The sequence below is a fragment of the Janthinobacterium sp. GW823-FHT01H08 genome (genome assembly GCF_058797855.1).
Window position 1 is genome coordinate 887,901 of the sequence record NZ_CM179504.1, and the last position, 23,699, is coordinate 911,599.

The window sequence follows — 23,699 nt, forward strand, 5'->3', positions numbered from 1 at the left end:
CGGACTTTGCGCGCGGCTGGCTGGCGCCCGCAGGCTGGCGGTATAATTTATCCTTGGCAATATTCAAGCTGCGGCCCAAGGAGATATCCGGTGGAAGATCAACACAGCTCGCCCGAGCTATTCCTGTTCCTGGCGTCGACCGTGCACGACATGAAAAATTCGATCAGCGTCGTCAGCGGCACTTTGGAGTCGCTGCTGGCGGCCGAGCAGGCCAAGCCGACGCCCCAGGCCGACCCCGCCTATCTGCAGATGGCGCAGATGCTGTACCAGACCAAGCGCCTCAACGATAACCTGATCCAGCTGCTGGCCCTGTACAAGGAAGTGGGCAAGCCCGGCTACCCCTTCGACGTGCAGCCGCAACTGGTGAGCCAGGTCATCGACCAGGTGGTGGACCAGGAAAAGATCCTGCTGGCCTCGAAAGGCATCCATCTGCAGACGGCCTGCCCGCCGGAGCTGATCTGGACCCTCGATGAAGACCTGGTCATCGGCGTGCTCGCGCATGCCATCAACAACGCCATCCGCTACACGAAGGATACGATACGCCTGTCGGTGCGGGAGCACGACGATATGCTCGAGCTGCGCGTGGAAGACAATGGCGACGGCTATACCCAGGCGCTGCTCGACGCGGGCAGCGCGGCCATGGATGGCATGACCGCCGGCGTGAATTTTTCCACCAACAGCACGGGCCTGGGCCTGTATTTTTCCAGCGAAGTGGCAAAGATGCACAAGCACCGGGGCAGCAGCGGCAGCATCGCCCTGGAAAATGGCGGCGCCCTGGGCGGCGGCTGTTTCATCCTGCGCCTGCCCTGAACGAGGATGCCATGACGACAGACAGCCACGCCACCGCCGCCGAAGCGGGCAGCACCGACTGGGCCGACAAACATTATCTGCTGGTCGACGACTTCATCGGCATCCGCATCCTGCTGCGCGAATCGCTGCGCAACCTGGGCGCGCGCCATATCGACCAGGCGGCCAGCGGCGGCGAAGCCATGAAGCTGCTGGCCAAGACGCGCTACGACGTGGTGCTGTGCGATTACAACCTGGGCGAAGGCAAGAATGGCCAGCAAGTGCTGGAAGAGACGCGCGTGCGCAACCTGACGGCGCCGTCGAGCGTCTGGCTGATGGTGTCGGCCGAGAAAAGCGTGGAATCGGTGATGGGCGCGGCCGAGCACCAGCCCGACGCCTATTTGATCAAGCCGATCACGGAAGGCGTGCTGCTGACGCGCTTGAACCGCGTGTGGCACAAGAAGCAGGTGTTCCGTGAAATCGACCAGGCTTGCATGGAAAAGGATTATCTGCGCGCGGCCAAGTTGTGCGATGCGCAGATCGAAGTCAACAAGCTGCACGAGCTGGAATTGCTGCGCATGAAGGCGTCGTTGCTGCTGAAAAGCGGCGAGCCGGAAAAGGCCCGCGCCGTGTACGAAAAAGTGCTGGCCGAGCGCGATTACAGCTGGGCCAAGGCAGGCCTGGGCAAGATCCGCATGAATAACGGCGAGCACGAGGCGGCGCGCCAGATCTTCCAGGGCGTGATCGTCGAGAACAAGTACTACATCGACGCCTACGACCAGATGGCCGTCGCCTACCAGCTGATGGGCCAGCACGAGGAAGCGTGCGGCGTGCTGGAAAAGGCGGCGCGCCTGTCGCCCAATTCCGTGCCGCGCCAGCGCAACCTGGGCCTCGCCGCGCTAAAGATCGGCAATGTCAGCATGGCGGAAAAGGCTTTTCGCAAGTGTATTTCCATCGGCGAGTTTTCCGTCATGAAGACGCCGGACGCCTATCTGGGACTGGCGCGCGTGTGCGGCCTGAAGAAGGATGCCAAGGAGGCGCTGCAGTGGCTGCTGCTGGCGCAGCGCGAATTCTCGCCCGAGCAGATCGGCTTGCGCGCGAAGATCACGGAAGGCATGGTGCACCACGAAACGGGCGATTACCGGCGCGCGCGCAAGTGCGGCGACGAACTCGAAGCCATGCTGCTGGAAGACCCGGCGCGGCCCGAGAAAAGCATCTGCATGGAACTGGCGACCCTGCTGTTCGCCGTCGGCGTCAAGGATGCGCCGGCCGGCCTGCTGTGCTACGTGGTGAAGAACAACCACGACAACCAGGTGGTGCAGGACGAGGTGCAAAAGATCTTCGACAAGGCGAAGATGGGCGACGAAGGCACGAGCCTGATCATCGCCTCGCGCAAGGAAGCGTCGGACTTGATGAACAAGGGCGTGCTGCTGTGGAAGACGGACAAGCTCAACGAAGCGGTGGCCTGGATGCGCGCGGCGCGCGAAAAACTGCCGAACAACCTGCGCATCCTGTTCAATTCCGCGCAAATCATCGTATCGTTCCTGGAGCAGCGCGGCTACCAGGCGGACTTGGCGGCCGAGGCGATGGAAGTGTTGTTGTATGTAGACAAAATTGCACCGGGCCAGCAGCGCTTTGCGCAATTGATGGAGCAACTGGTGCAGCTGACGCCCCCGCCCGGGCCGGAAGAGGCTGTCGAGGTGGCGGAAAAAGCGCCGCCGGCGCCGGAAAAAGGGGGAAAAGCCGTGCGGGAGCGTGCCGGATGATAAACTAGGGGCCAGCGTGGGTTCGCCCGTGCTTGAGTTGCTCTACAACAATAAGGAAGAAACTATGCGTGATGTGGTCAATGAAGTATACAAAAAAATGAAAGTCGGCGCCGTTGCCTGGGTACGCCCGGTGGCCGCCAAGGGAGACACGCTGGAAACATTCCAGTCTTCGTACGAGCACGCCAAGGCGCTGGCCGACGAAGGCCTGATCACGATCGGTGACGTAAAACGCCAGGCCGACAATCAGATCGAGGCGATCCGCATTCATCGTATCGCCTGATCACATCGCCTCTCCGCGACGTCAGGATTTGCCTGGCGCCTTGGACTTGGGTGCCGCGCGTTTTGCCGGCGCCTTGCGCAGCGGGGCTTTGGCCTTGGCTGCCATGCCTGCTTCTGCCGGCTTGGCGGACTTGCCGGCCGTGGCTCCACCGCCAAAACTGGCCGCTGCCGCGCTGGCTGCATCGGGCGACATCGCTGTCGACACGGCCTGCTTGAACTGATCTTGTAACAAATTCCACCAGGCACTTGGATTGGCCAGCTGGGCTGCCGCCTGGCTGCCGGCATCGTTGGGCGCCGCCGCAGCCGGTTCGGGCGCGGGCGCGGGTGCAGGCGCCGGTTTCGGTTCAGGCGCTGGCGCTGCGGGTGCCGCTTGCTGGAAAAACGCGGAAGCGTAGGGCACCGATTCAAACACGGTTTTCTCGCTGGCACCGGGCTGGGTGATGGCCGCGGCCAGGGACGCGCCCATCGATTTCAGGGTGGCGATGGTGCCGCGCTGTACTTCCAATGCCTGGATACTGCCGCGCAGCATGCTGGTATTGAGGTTCAACCAGGCTTCGACGGCTTTCAAGTCATTGATTTTCTTGTCCAGCTCTTCCACCGACATGGTGGGCGCAGTGATGCCGGGCACGCCCATGCCGGGCACGCTCATGCTGCCCCACAGGTTTTTGACGAAGTCGAGGGTGTCGGTCACAACTGCTGCGCCCGGCATTTGGGGCATTTGCGGGTTTGCCATGCGAAATCTCCTGGTAGGTGGATGTGCCTAGCGTAGCAGATATCAGCTTGCAACTGACGCAAAGCCGCCAACATTTTCTTACATAAAACAGCAGGAGTTGAGCACAGGCAAGAAGCAGGAAGTGGGGGGAAGGCGTTACACTACGGCCTATGATGCCTGACTCCTTCTTTTCGCCACCACGCCGCCGCACCGTCATTTTTGTCGCGGTCATCGGCGCACTGCATTACGTGGCGCTGGAATGGCTCACCTCGCATGCCAGCATGGTGCCGCTGGGGCAGGATCATGCGCAGGTGGTGAGCATGGCATTGATCGCCGAGGCGCCCAAACCCGTGCCGGTGGCGCCGCCGCCGCCGCCCAAGCTGCGGCCCTTGCCCGAGCCCCGCTTGCCGCCGCCACCGCCGCCGACGGAGCTGCCGTCGAGCGAGTCGGCCCAGTTGACGGCGCCTGCCAGCGACGCGCCGGAAGGGCCGGTGACGCCCGCGGCACCGGCGGCCAGCGCGCCAGCCATCACGGCGCCCGCGCCCGCCGTGGCGGAAGCTGCCGCGCCGGCTCCCGCGCCGCCGCCACCGCCCGTCGAGCAGGCGCGGCGCTACAAGACGAATGCGCCCGCTTCGGCCCAGTTCGACCTGCACGTGGACCGGCGCGATGCGGACGGCACCAAGTGGCAAGGCGTGGCCGGCATGGCGTGGGAAAACCGGGGCGACACGTACCAGCTGAAACTGGAAGTGGGCCTGAGCATGCTGATCACACGCATCAACCTGCTGGTGCTGACCAGCGAGGGCCTGATCGACGGCAGCGGCATCGTGCCTGTCACGGCCACGGAAAAACGCAAGGGCCGCGCGCAAACGGCCACGCATTTCAACCGCGACGCCAAGACCATCACGTTTTCAGCCACGACGGCGACGGTGCCATGGCAGGAGGGGGCGCAGGACAAGGCGACCGTGCCGTTCCAGCTGGCCGCCATCGGCCGTGCCGACGTCAACCAGCTGGCGGGCAATATCGACATCCTTGTCGGCGAGGAAAAGGAAGCGACCGTGTTCCGCTTCCAGCTGGTGGGCGAGGAAGAGCTGGACACCAAGATGGGCCGCCTGGTGACCTGGCATTTGCGCCGGCCGCCGAAGCCGGGCACGTATTCGTCGCAGCTTGATATCTGGCTGGCGCCGTCCATGCAATGGTATCCGGTACAAATACGCAATACCGAAGCGAACGGGGCGCTGACCACGCAAACCGTGACCCAAATTCGCGTCAATGACGCTACAGGAAAATAAATGACTACTTTAATAACTTTGAAACGCGTTCTGATCGCCAGCCTGCTGGCCGCCACCCTGAGTCCCGCCATGGCGGCGAACGAGCCCGTGGACCATCCTGTCGTCAAGCGCCCGTACAAGCTGGCGCCGTCGGCTGACCTCGTCTATTCGATCAAGGCCAGGCAGCGCGGCATTGCGCTGTCCGGCGAATCGCTCAGCAACTGGCGCGTGGGCGATGGCAAGTACTCGCTGCTGGCCGAAACCAAGGCGGCCCTGTTCGGCAAGATCCTCGAACAGCGCAGCGAAGGCGCGGTCGACGATTACGGCCTGGCGCCCGTTCAATTCGTGGAAAAGCGCTTCCGCAAGGATGCCGTCACGACCACCTTCAAGCGCGACAGCAAGACCATCGTCTTTGGCGAAGGCGATGAAACCTATCCGCTGAAAGGCGGCGAACAGGACCGCAATAGCGCCGTCTGGCAACTGGCCAGCGTGGCGCGCGCCGCGCCCGAGAAATTCGTCCCCGGCTCGGAATGGGCCTTCTTCGTCGCCGGCGCGCACGATGCCGAGCCGTGGACCTTCAAGGTGGTCAAGGAGGAGACGGTCGCCACGGGCATGGGGGAGGTCGCCGCCATCCACCTGGTCAAGGCGCCGCCGCCGGACAAGAAGGGCCAGCAAGTGGACCTGTGGCTGGCGCCGTCGCTGGAATGGTATCCCGTGAAGGTGACATTCGCCGACGCGGACGGTGGCGATTATGTCGAGCAAACCTTGCAGAAGATCGTCAAGAAGTAAGTGCTTGCTATCATAGCAAATATTGATTTTCTCTATTTTTCACCCCTAACGGCAAATGCTGGGGTCAGACCCGCCGGGTCTGACCCCGGATTTTCGCTGTTGGTTTTTTTGCTGATGCAACACTCGGCTTGTCGACAGCGCCATCGCCCCTCTTCCACAAGTCGAATTGCATGTCAGAACTGATATACTGACGCCCCCGCCCCGCAGCGCTGCGTTAGCCCGCCGCGCCGCCCGCTGAACACTCATCCGGAAAAGAATGATTGATATAATGGCAAGTGCAGCCGTGGCTACGGATGCAAATCAGACAGAGCAAGAGCATCACGATTCCTTGCAGGCGCATTTCCAGCCCAATATTTCGGCCGATGAAATCGAGCAAGTATTTCACTTGAAGCGGGCGCAGCCCTTGCTGCAAGTGTTTACGGCCCTGTTTCACGGCGGTTTCGATGGCGTGCTGGTGCGTCTGCTGGTGTTGCGCGAGCTGGCGTCCGATGCCGCCACGTCCGCCTACACGCGCGCCGATATCAACACCAAGCTCGCGTATCTGTTGCCGGAAAGTCTGGAAACGGTCTTGCTGCGCCTGCGTTCGAACCAGCTGCTGGCCTGGGATGCGCAGCAGGGCGTGTACCGCGTCACACCCATGGCGCGCAATGTGCTGTCGGCCATCGACAGCTTGCTGGGCCTGGGCCAGACGGAAGACGAAGCGGAAATGGGTTTTCTGCTGTCGCAGGTGGCGGGCGCGCAAGCCGTGGGCGGCGTATCGGTCGAACAACTCCAGCATTTGCTGGGCCGCCTGGTGGACTTGACGGAAGAGTTTTCCGACGCCATCGCTTCCGGCTCCGAATTCCGGCTGCGCACGGCGCAGGCGAAGTGGAACATGGCTTGCGACTGGGTGGAAAAGGGTTCCGAGATTCTCGTGGCCATCACCTCCGATGAAAACGCGGACAGCGCCACGCACAAGGCGGCGCAGGCGATCGGCCGGGCGCAAAGTAAATTGCTCAACATGCAAGGCATGTTTTCGCGCGCCCTGAACCAGATCGAGCGCCAGCGCGTGCACCTGGGCCAGTCCGGCCTGTCGACCACCGACATCAAGCGCTGGCTCTTGCTGCACGACGACCTGGCCAGCCTGGCCGAAGGCGCCATCGACCAGCCCGTCGTCCCCCTGTTCTCCACGCCGGCCGAAATGATCGACGTGGCCGAAACGGAACTGCTGTCCGAACGGGCGGCAGGCGTCATCAACACGGGCCTGCCCAGCGGAGAGGACGCGCCCACCACCATCAGCGACGGTCCCGCCATGCAGCTTGAACTCGATGATTTGCTCGAACGCCTGTCGAACTTTGCCAGCCTGGGCAATTTCCCCAGCATCGGCGAAGAAGGACCGAAATCGGTGCCCGTGCAGGATTCGCTGCTGCCGGCCAGCTTTGCCGTGGCGTCCTACCGCGCCTCGATGCTGCCGCTGCTGGGCGACGTGTCCGAAGCGAGCTTGCAAGGCTCGACGGCCGAACTGGCCCGTCTGCCGATCACCTTTACACCGACCGACGAGATGGTCCAACTGACCGACCCCCACGTGGCGGCCATGTCGATCGCCTCGCTTTCACTGAATGTTTCACTTGATTTAGATAGCGGCACCGCCGATGAATGACGATTCCCAAATCCTGATTGCGCGCCTGCTCACGCATCAAACCCTGCGCCGCGACGACAAGCTCGTCAAGCGCGTGCTGTCCGACGAGCTGTTCCGCGCCGAAATCGATGCGCGCCTGCTGGCCTGCGGCTTGAAGCTGCTCGACAACGTGTATGCCGACCATGTGACCCTGGCCCTGACGCGCACCATCGAGCCGAAGATCTTCGGCGCGCGCGACGTGTGGCAAAACAACAACTTCGGCCTGGCCCGCGATGGCGTGGCCCTGCTGGTGGTGCTGTGGGCGCAGATCATCCTGCCCAAGCGCGAACGCCAGGAAACGCACCAGCACGCCGATGATGATCAAAATGACATGTTCGGCACGGAAAAACCGCTGCCGCGCGCGGAAGACGCGTCGATCGGCATTTCCTACAAGGCGCTGCTGTCCGACTTCGGTGACAAGCTGGGCAAGAAGACGCGCATGGACATGAACCTGGGCACCCTGGCCAAGCTGGGCTTCATCGAGCGGCGCGGCGATGTCATCCTGGAAGGCCCGCTGCTGGACCTGATGATGGATACGGACGTCTTGAAAGAACGCATCATCAACGGCGCCCTGGCCGACGTGTTCAAGCGGGCGCCGGCGCGCCTGGTGGCCGTCGACCTGGACGCTGACTTGTCCGCCGACCTGTCCGGCGACATCGGCGACCTGCCTGACGCAGGCGACGAGCCCGTGTCCGATCTCCCTCACTGAAAGCGCCCATGTTTCATATCAAATCACTTGAACTGGTGCACTGGGATTACTGGCAGCGCATCAAGAATATTCCGCTCGACGCGAAGATCATCACCATCGCGGGGCAGAACGGCTCGGGCAAGACCACCTTGCTCGATGCCTTGCGCACCCTGTTCGGCCTCGACTGCTCGATGGGGCGCACGTATAAACACTATGCGCGCCATTCGGGCCAGCAGACGGCCTGGCTGCGCGCCGTGGTCGACAACAAGAACGTGGGCAAGCAGCTGTCGAACCGCCCGTTCCGCAGTTCCGGCTTCTTCAGCGATGATGAAGTAACGCTGTTTTGCCAGATCCAGAAGAATGGCGGCGACTGGAAGCGCCAGTATCTGATGCGTCCGGGCAATGTGCAGATCGAGGACATCACGGACGCCAACGACTGGCTCGGCGTGGAAAACTACCGCAAGCGCCTGGCCAATGCGGGCCTGTCGCCGGCCATGTCGAAAGTGCTGGCGCTGGAGCAGGGCGAGACGGACAAACTGTGCGAATACGCGCCGCGCCAGCTGCTCGACCTGGTGTTCCAGGTGTTTGGCGACAAGGAAGTGCTGGACGCCTACGACGAAGCCAAGCGCCACCAGCGCGATACGGAAGTGGAGCTGAAACGCTTCGAAACGGAACTCGAAGCGTCGAAGACCAACCTGGAAGGCTTGCGCCTGCGCGTGGCCAATTACCACCAGTGGGAAGGTTTACATAAGGAACGCCGCAACCTGCTGGAAGAAGTGCTGCCCAGCCTGCAATATCACGAGGCGCGCGAAAAGGCGGCCATCGCCAGCCGGCAATTGCGCGATGCGCGCAAACCGATGGCGCAGGCGGACCAGCAACTGACGGATAAACGCAATGCCCTGGCGGCGCAGGCGAAAGCCCTGTCCGACGCGCAGATGAACGAAACCCTGCTGGAGCAGGAATCGATCGGCTTGCAGAGCCGTTTGTCCTTGATCAATGCCAAGCTGAAACCGCTGGACAGCCTGCTGGAACAGAAGGACCGCCTGCACAAGCTGGCGGCCGACTCGGGCAGCGACATCGCCGAAGTGGCGGCCCAGCTTGAACAGAAGGAAGCGCAATTGCTGCAGCAGCGCCAGCAGCGCGACGCCTTGTCGGCCCGCATCGCGGGCGAGCAGGCGACGATTGCCGCGCTGCAAGGCAAGACGGCCATGCCGGAGCCGGACAATGTACGCGGCATGCGCCGCGCGCTGCGCGACGCGGGGATCTCCCACGCCATGCTGTCGGACATCGTCGAAGTGACGGACAGCCGCTGGCAGGGCGCCGTCGAAGGCGTGCTGGGCGGTTACGCCTCGGTGGTGCTGCTCGACAAGGCCAAGGATGCGGCCGCTGCCTACCGCCTGGCCGAGAAGGAGCGCTACCGCCACTTCATCGTGCCGGACCTGGTCACGGCGCCCGTCGCCAAAGACGAGAGCTTGCTGGCGGTGGTGAAATTTTCCGCACCTGTGCCCAGCTGGCTGATCGAGCAGCTGTCGCGCATTGCACGCGTCGACTCCGTCGAAGCCGGCTTCAAGCTGGGCAACCACGAGGAGTGGATCACGCCCGAGGCGTATCACCGTGAACGCCGCGGCGGACGCTCGCTGTTCGTCGAAGCGTCGCGCTACCGCTTCGGCCAGGCTGGCCGCAGCGGCCGCCTGGAAGCGCTGCTGCGCTCCTTGCCGGGCCTGGAAGGGCAGGAAGACACGCTCACCCTGGCGATCTCGAAACTGGCGGCGGAAGTGGGCGCCTTGAAAGCGCGCATCGCCGGCGTCGACGCGGCCAAGGAACTCAGTGCGCGCCAGGAAGAATTTGCCGAAGCGCTGCGCAATTCGAAGCCGCTCAAGGAAGAGCGCCTGGAAGTGGGCGGCCGCCTGGGCGAGTTGCAAAATCTCACCAAGAACGCTACCGTGGCGCGCACGCGTGCCGATACCGTGTGGCAAAACGCACGCCTGGCCCTGTCCGAAGCGGAAGCGGGTTCGCGCCTTGGCTACAAGAAACAAATTGAACAGCGCGCCGAGCATGCGCGCGCCTTGCTGGCGCTGCGCCATGCGTGGCGCCATTTGCCGAAAAGCTGGCGCCGTCCCGCGCGCCGCGCGGCCCTCGTGGCCGAGCACCAGAATGCGCACCAGGTCGACTTGCGCGTTGCCAGCCTGCAAAACAGCCTCGCGCGCGACGACTGGGAACTGGACGCCACCGTCATCGACCAGCACCACCGCCTGTCGGAGCAGCTGCATGGCCGCCAGTCGGAAACGGACGAGCGCCGCTACCAGAACAACCGCGCCATCGAAGCGACGGGCAATGCCCGCGGCGCCTACATGGAACGCTTGCGCTACACTATCAAGACCTACAGCAAGAACATCAAGGAGCTGGGTGAACTGGCCGGCATCGAAGTGCATGCCGACCCCGTGCGCCTGGAAAACGACGATGTGCAGCTGTCGCAGGCGGGCTTGCACGTGCGCTTCAAATTCGACGGCAAGGGCGTCATCGGCATGAACGATGGCGAGGCGTCGGGCGGCCAGCAGGTCATGAAGTCGCTGGTGCTGCTGATCGGCTTGCTGAAATCGGAAGACGGTTCCGGCGGCTTCGTCTTCATCGACGAACCGTTTGCCCACCTCGATATCCGCAACATTCAATTGGTCGGCGAATTCCTGAAAAATACGGAAGCGCAATACCTGATGACGACGCCGTTGACGCACAACACGGATGTCTACGATCCCTCGGAGCTGACCTTGATCACCAGTAAGAAAAAGAAGGATACCCAATGGGCGCAACCGATTTTCGTGCTGCAGCGCCGGATCGAACCCGCACCGGGCAAGGCCGCATGATGGCCGTGCGCAAGCTTGTTCTGGCCGCGGCCCTGGCGCTGGCGTGTTCGGCGCCAGCCATGGCCAACGACGGCATCGGCTCCGTCAGCGCGGGCGGCATCCTGTTCGGCAAGACGGATGCCGTGGCCATGAAAAAGGAAGTGCTCAGCGTGAGCACGGACTTGATCAAGGTCGAGTATGAATTCCTCAATGAATCGGCCAAGGATGTGGAAGAAACGATCTTCTTCCCCTTGCCCGAATACTCTTCCGGCTACCATGGCTCGCCCACGTATTACGGTCAGCCGCAGCAGTTTACCGTCGACGTGGACGGCAAGCGCAAGGAGTATAAAACCACGTTTGTCGCCAAGCTCGGCAGCGCCGACGTGACGGCCCGCCTGCGCCAGCTGGGCTTGTCCGACGCGCAGATCGCGTATTTCCCTTCGCACACGCCGTTCGACAAGAAAGTGGTGCCGCTGACGGCCGCGCAGAGCAAGATCATGATCAAGGAGGGTCTGCTGGCCCAGCTGTACGACGAGGAGTGGGTGCCGGCCTGGACCGTGAAAGTCATCTACTTGTGGCAGCAGAAATTCCCCGCCGGTAAAGTCGTGCGCGTGCGTCATCAATATGCGCCGTTCGTCGCAGCCGGCCCCGGCGCTTCCTACCTGGGCGATGGCAATACCTTTGAAAAGAAATACTGCGGCGACAAAGCCTTCTACAAGACGTGGAACCGGCTGGCGGCCCAGCAGGGCGAAGGCGGCTTCGTCAATGCCGTCTGGGTGTCGTACATTTTGACGACGGGTAACACCTGGAAGAATGGCATCGAAGACTTCACCTTGAACCTGGTCAAGGGCAAGCCGGACGAGCTGGTCAGCCTGTGCTTCCCCGGCACATTCACCAAGATCAATCCCACCACTTTGCAAGTCAAGTTGCGCAACTTCCGTCCGAAGCAGGATCTGGACGTGTACTTCGGCAATGTCGAAGGCACGGTGAGCAACGACGGCGTGGCGCCGCAGATCCGGCCATAGGAATGAGCACGCAGGAAGCGCTGGCCGCGCGCCTGCGCGCCATCGTCCGTGCCACGCCATGGTGCATGCAGATGCTGCAGGCCGTGGCGCAGCTGGGCTTGCCCCACTGCTGCATCGGCGCCGGCGCCGTGCGCAAGCTCGTGTGGGACGCCTTGCACGGTTTCACCCAACCGTCGGCATTGAACGACGTCGACGTGGCGTATTTCGACGCGCACGATGTGCTTGCGGAAAGCGAGGTGCGGCTGCGCCAGCGCCTGGAAACGGCGCTGCCCGGCGTGCCGTGGGAAGTGTGCAACCAGGCCCGGGTGCACCTGTGGTTTGAAGACGAGTTCGGCTACGCCGTGCCGCCCTTGCTGTCGCTCGATGACGCCATCGCTTCCTGGCCCGAGTTCGCCACGGCTGTCGGCATCTATCTGCAGCCTGACGGCGAGATCGGCATCGTCGCGCCGCATGGCCTCGATGACTTGTTCAATATGGTGATCCGGCGCAACCCGGCGCGCATCAGCGAAGACGGCTATGCGCAGCGCCTGGCCAGCAAGGACTATGCGGCGCGCTGGCCGCGCGTCACCATCATCGCCTGATTGGATGCAGTATGGATATAGATTGCCTATAATTGCCAGTTATCCAATAGTGTTCTTCTGATCCCATGTCCCTGTCGATTTCCCCGCCGCTGTGCCGCATCGGCCGCCTGTTCTGCCTTTCCTCCGCCCTCGTGGCGCCCGCCGCCTGGGCCGACAGCTATACCGATTTCCAGCAAGCCAGCGGCCAGCTGGAAGCGCTGATGGCCAAGGCGACGCCGCAGGCCGGTCTGCCGCGCCTGGGCGACCCTGGCGTGGCGCAGCTGTTTGCGCAGATCGCCGACGGTCCGCGCCTGTTCCAGGCGCCCGTCGCCGCGCTGCAGGACGTGAACGAGAGCGTGGCCGTGTGCGAAAAGGCCATGCGTCTGGGAAAAACATACTATGCGTTTGGCCTGGAACGGCCGTTGCCGCTGTCAGGCGCCGAGCTGCAGCAGGCGCGCAAGGAACAAGTGACGCGGAACCTGGCCAATTATGGCGATGAAATGAGCACCTTGTTTGCTTTCAGCATGCATTGCCATGGCCATTTGATCGGACTGATGGAGCAGGAATTCAGCGCCCAGCCGGCCGATGCGGTGAGCGGGCCCGAGCGTCTGCGCGCGCGGGCGTTCAGCAAGAACACGGCCGTTGTTTTCACGAGCGTGGTGCAGTTCGTGCAAGTGCCGTTCTGGAACGTGGCGCAAAAGCAGCGGATGCTGGAAGCGGCGGCGCAGCACGCCACGGCGAATGCCAATCTGATGGCGCCGCCCTTGCGCGAGCGTTTGCTGGCCAGCCTGGCTGATGCGGACAAGGATCTCGATCCGGTCCTGGCGCCGGCGCTGGCGACGATACGCCAGGCGCTGTCGGTGACGACGTGTACTGGCCTGTGCCAGTACTACTGAGTTATTCGGCGGCTTGCAGCGGTTTGTTGTGCTGGCGCCAGCGCACGAGGCCCCACGCATACACGGCGTAGTAGCCGATGACGAGGCCGTAGGCGGCCATGGTCAGCGGGCTCTGGCCGAACGGCGGCGGCGGCACGGGCACGTCCAGGCGCGTGTTCAGGTAGATTTCCATGCCGCGGTACAGCAAGCGGGCGATGAACAGCATCGTGATGGCCAGGCCCAGATAGCGGTGCTGGGTAAAAAAGAAATCCTTGCCGACTTGCTCGAAACGCGTCAGCTTCAGGCCCAGCACACCGAGCCAGCCGCCGGCCAGCGCGCCTGCGCCCAGGCTCGACAGGGGCAGCAGCTCGAATTTCGTCGTCGTCGCCAGGAACAGCAGCAGCGCGGGAAACGCGACCGCCACGCTCCAGTGCCGCCATAGCTGCGACTTCTGGCGCGCCACCAGTTTCTTCAGGCGCGAATAAATGCGCCAGACCAGCAGCGGGACCAGGAACAGCAGGGCGAGGGTAGTGGTTTCCATGTAGGCAATCGGGTGCGGGTAAAACAGCGATTGTAAGCCAGATGGGGATGGGCGGCGATGCTTGTCAAACGGTAAAAGTTGCTGGTTGACATTTACTTGGCCTGAACGCACTATGCCCTGTCACAAAGCGCCGCCATGAGCGGTGCGGTGCGCTCGCTTGTTGTCACCACCTTCATACACTGGAGTTCCATGTCTACACGTTTGCCTTTGCTGCCCATCACTGTTGGCTTGATGGCCTCGTCTTCCCTGGCCATGGCGCAAGATGGCGCTTATCAAGCCCCGCCCGCGCCCCTGCAAGCCATCGTCGATGCGCCGCGCGCGCCGACCCTGAGCCTGAGCCCGAAACGCAACCTGGCCGCCGTGCTGCCCACGCCATCCCTGCCCGGCATCGGCGAAGTGGCGCAGCCGGAACTGAAGCTGGCGGGCTTGCGCATCAATCCGCGCGCGTATTCGGCCAGCCGCTTCAGTTTCCACACGGGACTGGGCTTGCTCGACATCGATACGCAGAAGGAAATCAAGGTCAGCGGCCTGCCGGCGGCACCCCGCATCGCCGACCTGGCCTGGTCGCCAGACCAGCGCTACCTGGCCTTTACGCACATCGCCTTTGCCGATCCCGCCAGGGGCGTGAAGGAGTCGGGCGTGGAGCTGTGGCTGCTCGACGTGCAGACGAAGGCGGCGCGCAAGCTGTCCAGCACCCCCCTGTCGGCCGTGTATGGCCGCGGCTTTTCCTGGATGCCAGACTGCAAGACCTTGCTGGTGCAGCTGAAGCCGGCCAAGCTCGGCGCGGCGCCCGTGGCCAGCGGCATCCCGACGGGCCCGTCCATCCAGGACAGCGTGCCGGGCGGCGGCGTCAAGCAATTGCGCACCTATCCGGACTTGCTGAAAAACGAACAGGATGCGCAACTGTTCGAACACTACATCACGGTGCAGCTGGCCTTGCTGGACGTGGCGGGCAAGCAGCGCCTGGTCGGCCAGCCGGGCCAGTTCTCGCGCGTCTCGGCCTCGCCCGATGGCAAGCACCTGCTGACGACCAGCATCGTGCGTCCGTATTCGTATATCGTGCCGGCGCATGATTTCGGCCACAAGATCGACGTGCGCGACCTGAATGGCAAGGTGGAGCACGCAGTGGCGGCCCTGCCGCTGGAGGAAGGGCTGCCGCCAGGCAATGATGCCGTGTCCGCCGGCGTGCGTTCCGTCAGCTGGCGCGTCGATGCGCCCGCTACTTTGGTATGGGCCGAAGCGCAGGATGGCGGCGACCCGGCCAGGGCGGCCGAAATCCGCGACATCGTCTACACGCAGGCGGCGCCGTTCACCGCCAAGCCGGCCGTGCTGGCCAGGCTCGGTTCGCGCTACGCGGGCGTGGCCTGGGGCCGCGGCGACCTGGCCCTGCTCGGCGAAGCGTGGTACAAGACGCGCGCCGTCAAGCAGTGGCGCATTGCGCCAGATCAACCGTCCACGCCGGCCGACCTCGTGTACGCGGGATCGTTCGAAGACCGCTACAACGATCCGGGCCAGCCCGTCATGCGCGCGGACGCGGCCGGCTTGCCGCGTTTGCTCATCGCCGCTGACGGTTCCATCCTGCTCGACGGCCAGGGCGCATCGAAGGAGGGCGACCGGCCGTTCATCGACCGCCTGAACCTGGCGACGAAGCAGAAGGAGCGCCTGTTCCAGAGCGCCGCCCCCTACTATGAAAACGTGGTGGCCGTGCTGGACGAGGAGGGCAGCCGTTTGCTGTCCACGCGCGAATCGCCGACCGAGCAGCCGAATTACTATGTGCGCAACTTGAAGCAGCAGGGCGCGGCGCAATTGACGGCGCTCACGCATTTCCCCCATCCGCTGCCGCAACTGAAGGACGTGCAGAAAGAGCTGATCCGCTACAAGCGCGCCGACGGCGTGGACTTGACGGCGACATTGATGCTGCCGCCGAACTACGACGTCAAGCGCGACGGCCCGCTGCCGACCCTGATGTGGGCGTATCCGCAGGAATTTAAGACGGCCAGCGCCGCCAGCCAGACCAAGGGCTCGCCCTACAAATTCAATGCCGTCAGCTACTGGGGCCCGGCCGCCTTCCTGTCCATGGGCTACGCCGTGCTCGACAATCCATCGTTCCCCATCGTCGGCAATGGCGAGCAGGAGCCGAACGACACGTATCTGCCGCAGCTGGTGGCCGATGCCGAGGCGGCCGTCGACGAGGTGGTGCGCCGTGGCGTGTCCGACCGCAACCGCATCGCCATCGGCGGCCACTCGTATGGCGCCTTTATGACGGGCAACCTGCTGGCGCACACGCGGCTGTTCCGCGCCGGCATCGCCCGCAGCGGCGCCTACAACCGGACCTTGACGCCATTCGGCTTCCAGGCCGAAGAGCGCCCGTTCTGGCAGGCGCCGGCCGTCTACCAGACCATGTCGCCGTTTAATTACGCGGACAAGATCAAGGATGCGCTGTTGATGATCCATGGCGAGCAGGACAACAATTCGGGGACCTTCCCCATCCAGAGCGAGCGCATGTTCCAGGCCGTCAAGGGACTGGGCGGCACGGCGCGCCTGGTGATGCTGCCGAACGAGAGCCACGGCTACCGCGCGCGCGAATCGATCATGCAGATGCTGTATGAAAGCAACAACTGGCTGGAGAAATATGTGAAGAACGCGGCGCCGCCGGCCGCCGACGTCAAGCCTGCCGGCAAATAAGGGCGGCGGTGCGCAACTCGTGGTATGGTCTTCTTTTGTCTGCAGGGAGGCCAGCCATGACCGTCATCCATGCCCACCGCGCGCCCGACCCGGCGCCCGTCGATGAACCCATGCCGGCGCCGGAGCCGCAAGAAGCGCCCGGGCACCATCCGGGGCCCGTGCACCCGGTGCCGCAGGACGATCCCGTGCCGCACCCGCATCCTAATCTCGTCAAGAAAGGCTGTTTTAGATGGCAATTGTCAAGGAAGTCTACACACGCAAAGTCAGCGGAGAATCGTTCGACTATGAACTTGATTACACCCAGGGCGCGGACGTGGCCTGGATTGCGCGCGTGTACCACGACGGCGTGCTGAAAGGCTCGCCGCACGGCGCGCTGACGGCCAACGTGCTGTCCGGCCCCGCGCTGGAGCAGTATCTGCGCGCGTATGTCGAAGGCATGATCGAGCGGGGGCTCGACGTGGCCGAGTAAGTGAGTGCCGGGGTCAGACCCGCCGGGTCTGACCCCAGTATTTTCTTGGGTTGGCAGTAGAAACAGCAAAGGGCGCCGAGGCGCCCTTTGTTGTTTCGGTGGTGTCGGATTACGCGGCTGCGCCGCTAATCCGACCTACGTGGATGCACATGGGCCGTAGGTCGGATTAGCGGGGCCACGCCCCGCGTAATCCGACAACGTTGTTGGCCGCCACTCTAATCAAACGCCCACGTATACAACACGTCGAGCGCATTGTTCGTGCCCGTCTGGAACTGCAGGGTGATGCGGCGGTTCAGCTTATAGCGCAGCTTGACCAGGCTCGTCGCCGTGCTCGTGCCTTGCTCGAACGTCAGGTAGGCGCGCGACGACAGCCGCTTGCCGACGGTGACGACCGTGCTTTCCAGTCCTTGCGCCTGCGACAGGCCCACTTCGTCGAGGCCCAGCGAATTGGCCAGCTTGCCCTGCAAGCCGCCGCCGGAGCCGCCGAAGAGGGCGCCTGCGGCCGTCGTCAAGAGCGCCATTTCATCGCCGGCCGCCGTTTCCGCGCCGTGACCGAGGATCAGCCAGGCCAGCTTGTCGCTGTCTGACACGCTCGGCGTGGACACCAGCTTGGCCGTCGGCGCCTGTGCCGTGCCGCGCACTTCCACGCCCGCTTCCACGTTTGTTTCCGACAGCGCTTCGCCTTCGGGACGCTTGCGCACGGCCAGGATATTCAGTGACGGGTTGTCGTAGGCGCCCGTGAAGGCGATCAGGCCACGCTCGATCGACAGTTTCTGCCCGTAGGCCGCGTATTGACCTGTGACAACCTTGATGCTGCCCGTCACGCGCGGCGCGGCGCGGTTGATGACTCTGGCGCGCACATTGCCGGCCAGATCCGCGTCGAGCCCCATGCCGCGCAGGTGGAAAGCGTTGCCCAGGTCAAACTCGAGGTCGATATTCAGGGGCAGCGAAGGCGCTTCCTTGCTGCCCTTGATTTCCTTGCCCAACACCACCACGTCGCTGCTTTGTGTGGGGGTATCCTGCGGCGCCAGTTCGATCAGCGCGCGGTTGGCCTTGAACTTGCCCTCGAAGCTGAAGCGCTTGTCGTTGCGCACCAGGGTGCTGTTGCCCGACAGGACCAAAGTGCGGTCCGGACGCGACAGCGCCTGCAGGCGGTCGGCCATCAGTTTCAGTTCCAGGCTCGCTTCGCCATTGGCAAAGCGTACCCAGCCATCGGCCTGCACCTTGCCGTCGCCGCCGTCAAAGCTCAAACGCTGCAATTGCAATTGATCGCCGGCCAGCTTGGCTTGCAGCACGCCATTGCGCAATTTCAAGCCCTGGTCGGCCCAGTTCACCAGCAGCTTGCTGCCGTTGATGTCGCCATTCAATTGCGGCGCGCCGATGGTGCCGCTGCCGGACAGGGCCACCTTCAAGGCGCCGCCCAGTTCCAGGCCAGGCTGGCCCGTCAGCGGCGCCAGCCACGCCAGCGAATCGATATTCGTGGTGCCCGTCAGGGAGAGGGCGCTGTCGTTGCTGATGCGCCCGCCCAGCATTTGCACGGTGGCATTGATATCGCTCTGGCCCGCGCGTGCGCCATCGAGTTTCACGGCCAGGCGCAGCTGCTGGTTGGCCACATCGATGCGGGCATCGAAGGTGCGCAAGCCCAGCGCCAGCGGCTGTTCCACGCCCACCGTCACGTCGCCTTTTTCGCGGTAGATGTGCAGCATGCCGGCCAGCGAGGGATCTTTCTGTTTCGCCGTTGGCACCTGCATGTCGAGCGACCATTGCGCGCCGAGGGTCAGGTCGCTGCGCGCGTTGGACTGCAGCGATGGAATGACCTGCGCCAGATAGGTCAGGGCCACGCCGGCCGCCTGGCCGGAACTGGTCCAGCGGGGGCCGTTCTTGACCAGGTTTTGCATGGTGATGCTGCCTGCCGGCAATTTGATGACGGTGTTGCCCACGCTGATCTGCTCGGGCTGGCCCAGGCCCGCCACGCCGCTGCCGGCCGGTCCCGCTACTTTCACGGGCACGGGCGCTTGCAGCACGAGCGCATAGCGGCCCTTGTTTTGCAGGCTGTCGATGCTGCCCGTCCAGGCGGCGCCGCTCTGGCTGCCGCGGATTTGCACGGTGGCATCGAAATCGTCATTGCGTGCCGTCAAACTGACCGTATGGCTGCCGCGCGTGCCCGTCGTGCCCAGGCGGGCGCTGGTCAGCTTGAAGGTGGGCGTGCTGTAGCCCGTGATCTCCAGGCTGCTGACCATGGGGTCGAGCGCGCCCTGGCCGGCACCCACGCTGGCGCTGCCTTTCACGGCTTTCAATTGCTGGTCGCCAAAGAAGGTCAGATCCTTGCCATCGAGCGTCAGCTGCGCGGCGGGCGCGTCCATCTTGCCCGAGACGGAACCGGCCGCATGCAGCACGCCGGCAAACTTGGGGCCCAGGGTCGACAGTTGCGGCGCATCGAGTTTCCACGTCAGATGGTCGGAGGCGCCGCCCAGCGCGCCCTTGGCCAGCAGGCTGTTCGGCCCCAGGCGCAGTTCCGTATCCACGCTGTCGATGCGTTTCGCGTTGGCCGACAGCTTGGCGTAGCCGGCCAGCGGGGCGTTTTGCAGGGTCGATTCGTGCAGGGCCAAGTTGAGGGCCACTTGCCAGTCGCTGGTGAGGCGGCCGCTGCCGTTGAAATCCGCATTCACGTTGCCGTTGGGCAGCGATGCGCCAAACGCGGCCGGGTTGATCTTTTGCAAGGAACCCGTCATTTTCAGTTCCGCCTGCTGCTTCGGACCCGTCAAGCCCACTTCGCCGCTGGCGTGGATGGCGCTGTCGGGCGCGGGGCGCTTGCCGCTGGTGAGGCCCAGTCCTTTCGCGTCGGCCACAAAGCTCGTGCGCGGCTGCTGCATCGTGCCCTGCACCACGCCGCTGGCCAGCACCGTGCCCAGCAAGTCGCCCTGCAGGGCAGAAAGCTGCCGTGCATCGACATTCCAGTTGAGCTTTTCGCCGGCGCCGCCAAAGTTGCCCTTGGCAGTCACGTTGTTTTTGCCCAGTGCCAATTGCACGTCGATGCCGCTGAAGTGGGCCGCATCGGCCGTCAGCTTGCCCTTGCCGGACAGGGGCTGGTCGAGCAGCTTGCTGGGGCGCACGGTGAAGTCCGCGTTCGCCAGCCACTTGGGGGCCACGTGGCCATGGGCACGCACGTCGAGGTTCAGGTCGGCCACGGGGAAGGCGCCGAAGTCGGCGGGATTGAGGCGGCTGGTGCTGGCCACGGCCTTGAACGGTTGCTCATCCTTCAGGCTGATCTGGCCCGTCGCGTTGACGCTGCTTTTGCCTGCCTGCAAGGTGGCCTTGCGCAGTTGCACGAGCGAATCGGCCAGGGTGGCTTCCACGTCCAGGCGCAGCTTGGCTTCGCCGAGCTTGGCGCGCAGGGTTTGCGTCTTGCCGTCGCTGTCGAGCACGATGTCGCCGACGATCTTCGTGCTGTTGATGCTGCTGTAGATGTGCTGCAAGTCGATCTTGTCCGTGTGCAAGGTCAGTTGCGCATTGCCGATGGGGCCATCGACGGCGTCGCGGTTGAGTTTGCCGCCGCCCGTGAACTTGCCCGCGTTGCCGAAATCGATGATGGCCGATTCCAAGGTCGTGGCCGTCAGGGTGCCGCCCAGGCGCGCCTCGAACTGGCGCAGCGGCAGCTTTTGCTGGTCGATGGGGCCCGGCGTGGCGTGGTTGAGGATGGCCAGCTTGCCTGATACGGTTTGCTTCGTCGGCCGGGTGTCGATGGCGGCGTCGAGTTCCAGGCTCAGGTCCGCCTGCGGCAAGGTGGCGTCGAACTTGCCCGGATTGATGTTGCGGCCTTTGATGCTGGCCGAGCGCAGGATGATGACGGGGTCGAACGGCGCCAGCGCCAGCTGGGCGTCGGCCGTGGCCGCGCCCGCATTGCCCTTGGCCGTGACGTTCAGCACGTTCAGGTCGCCGCCCAGTTGCAGCGCCAGGGCGGCCGGTTTTTCGCCGGCGGCAGGGTTGATCTGCGTCAAGCCCGCCTTGCCGCTGAGCTTGAACGGCTGCGTGGCGGCAATCGTCGCGCTGGCCGTAGCCTGACCGAACGGCGTGACGGCCGAGGCGTCTTCCAGCTGCCATTGCGACTTGTCGCCCGACAAGCTGAAATGGATTTTTTCAAATACCGTGTTGCCGCCCGCGCTGACGAGGGTCACCTTGTCCAGGCGCGCGTCGGCAATGCCGATTTTAAAAGGCGCGGCCAGGCTGGCGGGCATGGTCGACGGTTCCTCGGACGGCGCCGTGCTTTCCACGGACAGGCTGGCCACGTGCAGTTCGCTGATGGCGATGCCTTCCGAGAAGAACTGGAACGGCGACCAGTTGATGTCGATGTTGTCGGCCGTGATGTGCTGCGTCTTGCTGCGGTAGCTGACGTGGCCCAGGTGCATGCGGTTGTACAGCGAGCCGGACACGCCCGACACTGCGATGTCGCCGCCGCTGGCGCTGGCCACTTTTTGCACCAGCATCTGCAAGGTCGATTCGCGGCCCAGGAACCAGAAGGCGCCGCCCAGCAGCACGGCCAGGCTGGCGACGGCGATCAGCACATAGCGCACCCAGCGGCGCGGTTTTTTCGCCGGCGGTGGCGGCGCGGCGTCGTGGGACTCGGTAGAAATATCGGACATCAGAAAGTGAATCCCAGAGAAAAGTGCAAACGGTAGGCGTGGACGGCGTGGCCATACGCCACATCGACATTGATGGGGCCGACGGGGCTCTTGTAGCGCCCGCCCAAGCCATAGCCCGATTTCGGCGTCATGGCCGCTTTGACCGTGTCGGCCGCGTTGCCGGCGTCATAGAAGGCGGCAATGGCCCATTTCGGCTTGAACCAGTACTGGTATTCGGCGCTGCCGGTGAGCATGTAGCGCCCGCCGATGGTGGCGTCGCCTTCCTTCACGCCCAGTTCCTGGTAGCCATAGCCGCGCACCGACTGGTCGCCGCCCGCGCGGAACAGGTAAACGGCCGGCACGCCGCGTTTTTCCTTCGAGCCCAGCGCGCCCATTTCGCCGCGCACGATCAGCTCGCCCTTTTCGCCGAGCGGACGGTAATACACGGCCTTGCCGGCCACGCGCACGAAGCGCTCGTCCGTCAGCAGGGGCAGCAGGGCGCCGCCCACCTGGGCATTGATGACGTAGCCCTTGGTGGGGAACAGCAGGCTGTCGAGGCTGCGCTTGGTGATGGCATAGGTCAGCGGCAAGCTCTTGCTGCGCGTCTGTTCCAGGCCCACCACGGTCTTGTCTTCGCTGAGGAACTCGAACGTCAGGCTGCGCTCGAGGTTGGTACCGCCCCAGTTGCGCTTGGCCGAGATGGTGGTGACGGCCGTGATTTCGTTGGAAATGTCGCTGCGCTCGAACGAGGCGCCCGCGCTGTCGTTGTAGCCGCGCTCGGTGGTCGGAAAGTAAAAATTGGCGTGCGCTGCCTGTTTCTTCGTTTCCATGGTGATCGCGCTCTTGAAGCGCGTGCCCCATACGTTGAGGTTGTCATAGTTGAGCTGGGCGCGATTCCCCGTATTCGTACTGAAACCGAGACCGGCGCTGACGTTCTGCTGCTTGTTTTCCGTCACGCGCACGACCAGCGGCAACAGCGGCGCGGGGCCGCGGTTGGCGGGCCTGGCTTCTGGCGCGGCGCCGGCGGCCTCGGCTTGCTGGCTTTCCTGGCCTGCCTCGATCTGCTCGCCCAGGATGCTGCTCATGTCGGCACTGACTTCCACGCTGGCAAAGTAGCCCGTGTCCTGCAGGCGCGCCTGGAACGATTGCAGCGCCGATTCGCTGTAATAGTCGCCTGGGCGTATCTTGTCGAGGTTGCGGATGATGCTGGCATCGTAACGCTTCAAGCCTTCGATGCGCAGCTCGCCGAAGCGCAGCTCGGGGCCGCTGTCGAGCACCACCAGCAAGGAGACCTTGTGTGTTTCCGGGTCGACCACGGCTTGCGTATCGACCAGCTGGGCGCGCGGGTAGCGCGTCTGCACCACTTCGCGCAGCAGTGCGCGCTTGGCCGCTTCCCATTCCGCCTGGCGGAACACGCTGCCCGTCTTCAGGGCCCAGCTGCGCTTCAGTGCTTCCGTATCGTAGGGTTCGGAAGCGGCCAGCGGCGGCGTGGGATCGAAGCCGCGCAATTCCAGCTCGACCTTGTCGATGGTCACCGGCTGGCCCGGGTCGACGTCGACGATGACGACGGGTTTGGCGCCCGTCGTGTCGACGCGCACCGTGACGACGGGCGTGTAGTAGCCGGCCGTGGCGATGAGGTTTTTGGCTTGCTCGGGCGTATCGCGCACGAGGCGCTGCAATTGCTCGCGGTCCATGCGCGGGTTGCCGCGGAAGCGTTCCAGGTCCAGGTTTTTTTCCAGCAACTCATCGAGGTCGCCGGGCGCGTTGACCTTGACCTCGTACTGCAGCGGGGCGGGCGCCGTTTCCGTGGTGGGGCTGTCCGCAACGGCATCTTGCGTGCGTTCCTGCGTACCCTCCTGCGCGCCGGCATGGGCGATGGGAAACAGCGAGATGACACTGCCGGCGGCCGCCAGTGTCAGTTGACCCATTGCTTTTGTCACTACTTGTGCCAAAATTCGTGGTCGTATCGCCTTGCCGGCAGCCGTATGCCGTATGGGTCGTGCAGAAAACATGGTGCTCCAGATGAGTAAATGCTGACTGCATGTTACCGGAATAGGTAAACTGATGGCGGACGAATAAGTATTTTTTGCGCTGGGAATCATGTTTCTCCGCGCACAATTGGAACAGAATCAAACTGAAA

At 63.9% G+C, this 23,699-nt stretch carries 17 protein-coding genes; 13 read left to right on the forward strand and 4 right to left on the reverse strand.

Features of this window, described 5'->3' with window-relative positions:
• The first annotated feature begins 90 nt into the window (after window positions 1-90).
• From AC3RCG_RS03980 to AC3RCG_RS03990, 3 genes are read left to right on the forward strand one after another with little or no spacing between them, the layout of a single operon-like run.
• Window positions 91-810, forward strand: a complete 720-nt coding sequence (locus tag AC3RCG_RS03980; RefSeq protein WP_070221596.1) for a sensor histidine kinase — start codon at window positions 91-93, stop codon at window positions 808-810.
• A gap of 11 nt (window positions 811-821) precedes the next feature.
• Window positions 822-2,552 (forward strand): tetratricopeptide repeat-containing response regulator, encoded by a 1,731-nt coding sequence (locus AC3RCG_RS03985; protein ID WP_121668379.1) that lies wholly within the window; start codon window positions 822-824, stop codon window positions 2,550-2,552.
• 16 nt (window positions 2,553-2,568) lie between these two features.
• A complete protein-coding gene (locus AC3RCG_RS03990; RefSeq protein WP_240453519.1) occupies window positions 2,569-2,832 on the forward strand; it encodes a hypothetical protein in 264 nt (87 codons plus the stop codon).
• A gap of 21 nt (window positions 2,833-2,853) precedes the next feature.
• On the opposite strand, the gene AC3RCG_RS03995 is transcribed toward AC3RCG_RS03990, so the two are convergent.
• Window positions 2,854-3,564, reverse strand: a complete 711-nt coding sequence (locus tag AC3RCG_RS03995) for a PhaM family polyhydroxyalkanoate granule multifunctional regulatory protein (protein WP_070221594.1) — start codon at window positions 3,562-3,564, stop codon at window positions 2,854-2,856.
• 149 nt (window positions 3,565-3,713) lie between these two features.
• On the opposite strand from AC3RCG_RS03995, the gene AC3RCG_RS04000 reads away from it, so the two are divergent.
• The 8 genes from AC3RCG_RS04000 (at window position 3,714) to AC3RCG_RS04035 (ending at window position 13,266) form a co-directional block, all read left to right on the forward strand.
• Window positions 3,714-4,832: a DUF3108 domain-containing protein gene (locus AC3RCG_RS04000; protein ID WP_240453520.1), complete on the forward strand. Its 1,119-nt coding sequence runs from the start codon at window positions 3,714-3,716 to the stop codon at window positions 4,830-4,832.
• Entirely contained in the window at window positions 4,833-5,600 is a 768-nt protein-coding gene (locus AC3RCG_RS04005; protein WP_099409229.1) for a DUF3108 domain-containing protein, read from the forward strand. It begins immediately after the preceding gene.
• Window positions 5,601-5,868: 268 nt separating this feature from the next.
• Window positions 5,869-7,239, forward strand: a complete 1,371-nt coding sequence (locus AC3RCG_RS04010) for a hypothetical protein (RefSeq protein WP_092608970.1) — start codon at window positions 5,869-5,871, stop codon at window positions 7,237-7,239.
• Window positions 7,232-7,966 carry a hypothetical protein gene (locus AC3RCG_RS04015; protein WP_409027343.1) on the forward strand — a complete coding sequence of 245 codons (735 nt, stop codon included), beginning with the start codon at window positions 7,232-7,234 and terminating at the stop codon, window positions 7,964-7,966. Before AC3RCG_RS04010 ends, AC3RCG_RS04015 begins: the two co-directional genes overlap by 8 nt.
• An 8-nt stretch (window positions 7,967-7,974) precedes the next feature.
• A complete protein-coding gene (locus AC3RCG_RS04020; protein WP_070221591.1) occupies window positions 7,975-10,806 on the forward strand; it encodes an ATP-binding protein in 2,832 nt (943 codons plus the stop codon).
• 5 nt (window positions 10,807-10,811) lie between these two features.
• On the forward strand, window positions 10,812-11,810 hold the full coding sequence (locus AC3RCG_RS04025; RefSeq protein ID WP_492404140.1) for a DUF4424 family protein: 999 nt from the start codon (window positions 10,812-10,814) through the stop codon (window positions 11,808-11,810).
• Between the two features lie 2 nt (window positions 11,811-11,812).
• Window positions 11,813-12,391, forward strand: a complete 579-nt coding sequence (locus AC3RCG_RS04030; protein WP_139143203.1) for a nucleotidyltransferase family protein — start codon at window positions 11,813-11,815, stop codon at window positions 12,389-12,391.
• Window positions 12,392-12,456: 65 nt separating this feature from the next.
• Complete coding sequence (locus AC3RCG_RS04035) at window positions 12,457-13,266, forward strand: hypothetical protein (RefSeq protein WP_492404138.1); 810 nt, start codon at window positions 12,457-12,459, stop codon at window positions 13,264-13,266.
• A 1-nt stretch (window position 13,267) separates the two neighbouring features.
• Here the strand turns inward: AC3RCG_RS04035 and AC3RCG_RS04040 are convergent, their stop codons facing one another.
• Window positions 13,268-13,786, reverse strand: a complete 519-nt coding sequence (locus AC3RCG_RS04040) for a CcdC protein domain-containing protein (protein ID WP_492404136.1) — start codon at window positions 13,784-13,786, stop codon at window positions 13,268-13,270.
• 189 nt (window positions 13,787-13,975) lie between these two features.
• Between AC3RCG_RS04040 and AC3RCG_RS04045 the strand changes: the two genes are divergently transcribed.
• Both AC3RCG_RS04045 and AC3RCG_RS04050 read left to right on the forward strand, forming a co-directional pair.
• Window positions 13,976-16,471, forward strand: a complete 2,496-nt coding sequence (locus tag AC3RCG_RS04045; protein WP_492404134.1) for an alpha/beta hydrolase family protein — start codon at window positions 13,976-13,978, stop codon at window positions 16,469-16,471.
• A gap of 229 nt (window positions 16,472-16,700) precedes the next feature.
• Entirely contained in the window at window positions 16,701-16,940 is a 240-nt protein-coding gene (locus tag AC3RCG_RS04050) for a hypothetical protein (protein ID WP_034753464.1), read from the forward strand.
• 215 nt (window positions 16,941-17,155) lie between these two features.
• Here the strand turns inward: AC3RCG_RS04050 and AC3RCG_RS04055 are convergent, their stop codons facing one another.
• Both AC3RCG_RS04055 and AC3RCG_RS04060 read right to left on the reverse strand, forming a co-directional pair.
• Entirely contained in the window at window positions 17,156-21,580 is a 4,425-nt protein-coding gene (locus AC3RCG_RS04055; protein ID WP_492404132.1) for a translocation/assembly module TamB domain-containing protein, read from the reverse strand.
• The gene (locus AC3RCG_RS04060; protein ID WP_492404130.1) at window positions 21,580-23,487 is read right to left on the reverse strand and encodes an autotransporter assembly complex protein TamA; all 1,908 of its coding nucleotides are present in this window, start codon (window positions 23,485-23,487) and stop codon (window positions 21,580-21,582) included. The genes AC3RCG_RS04055 and AC3RCG_RS04060 overlap by 1 nt, the downstream gene beginning before the upstream one ends.
• Between the last annotated feature and the right edge of the window lie 212 nt (window positions 23,488-23,699).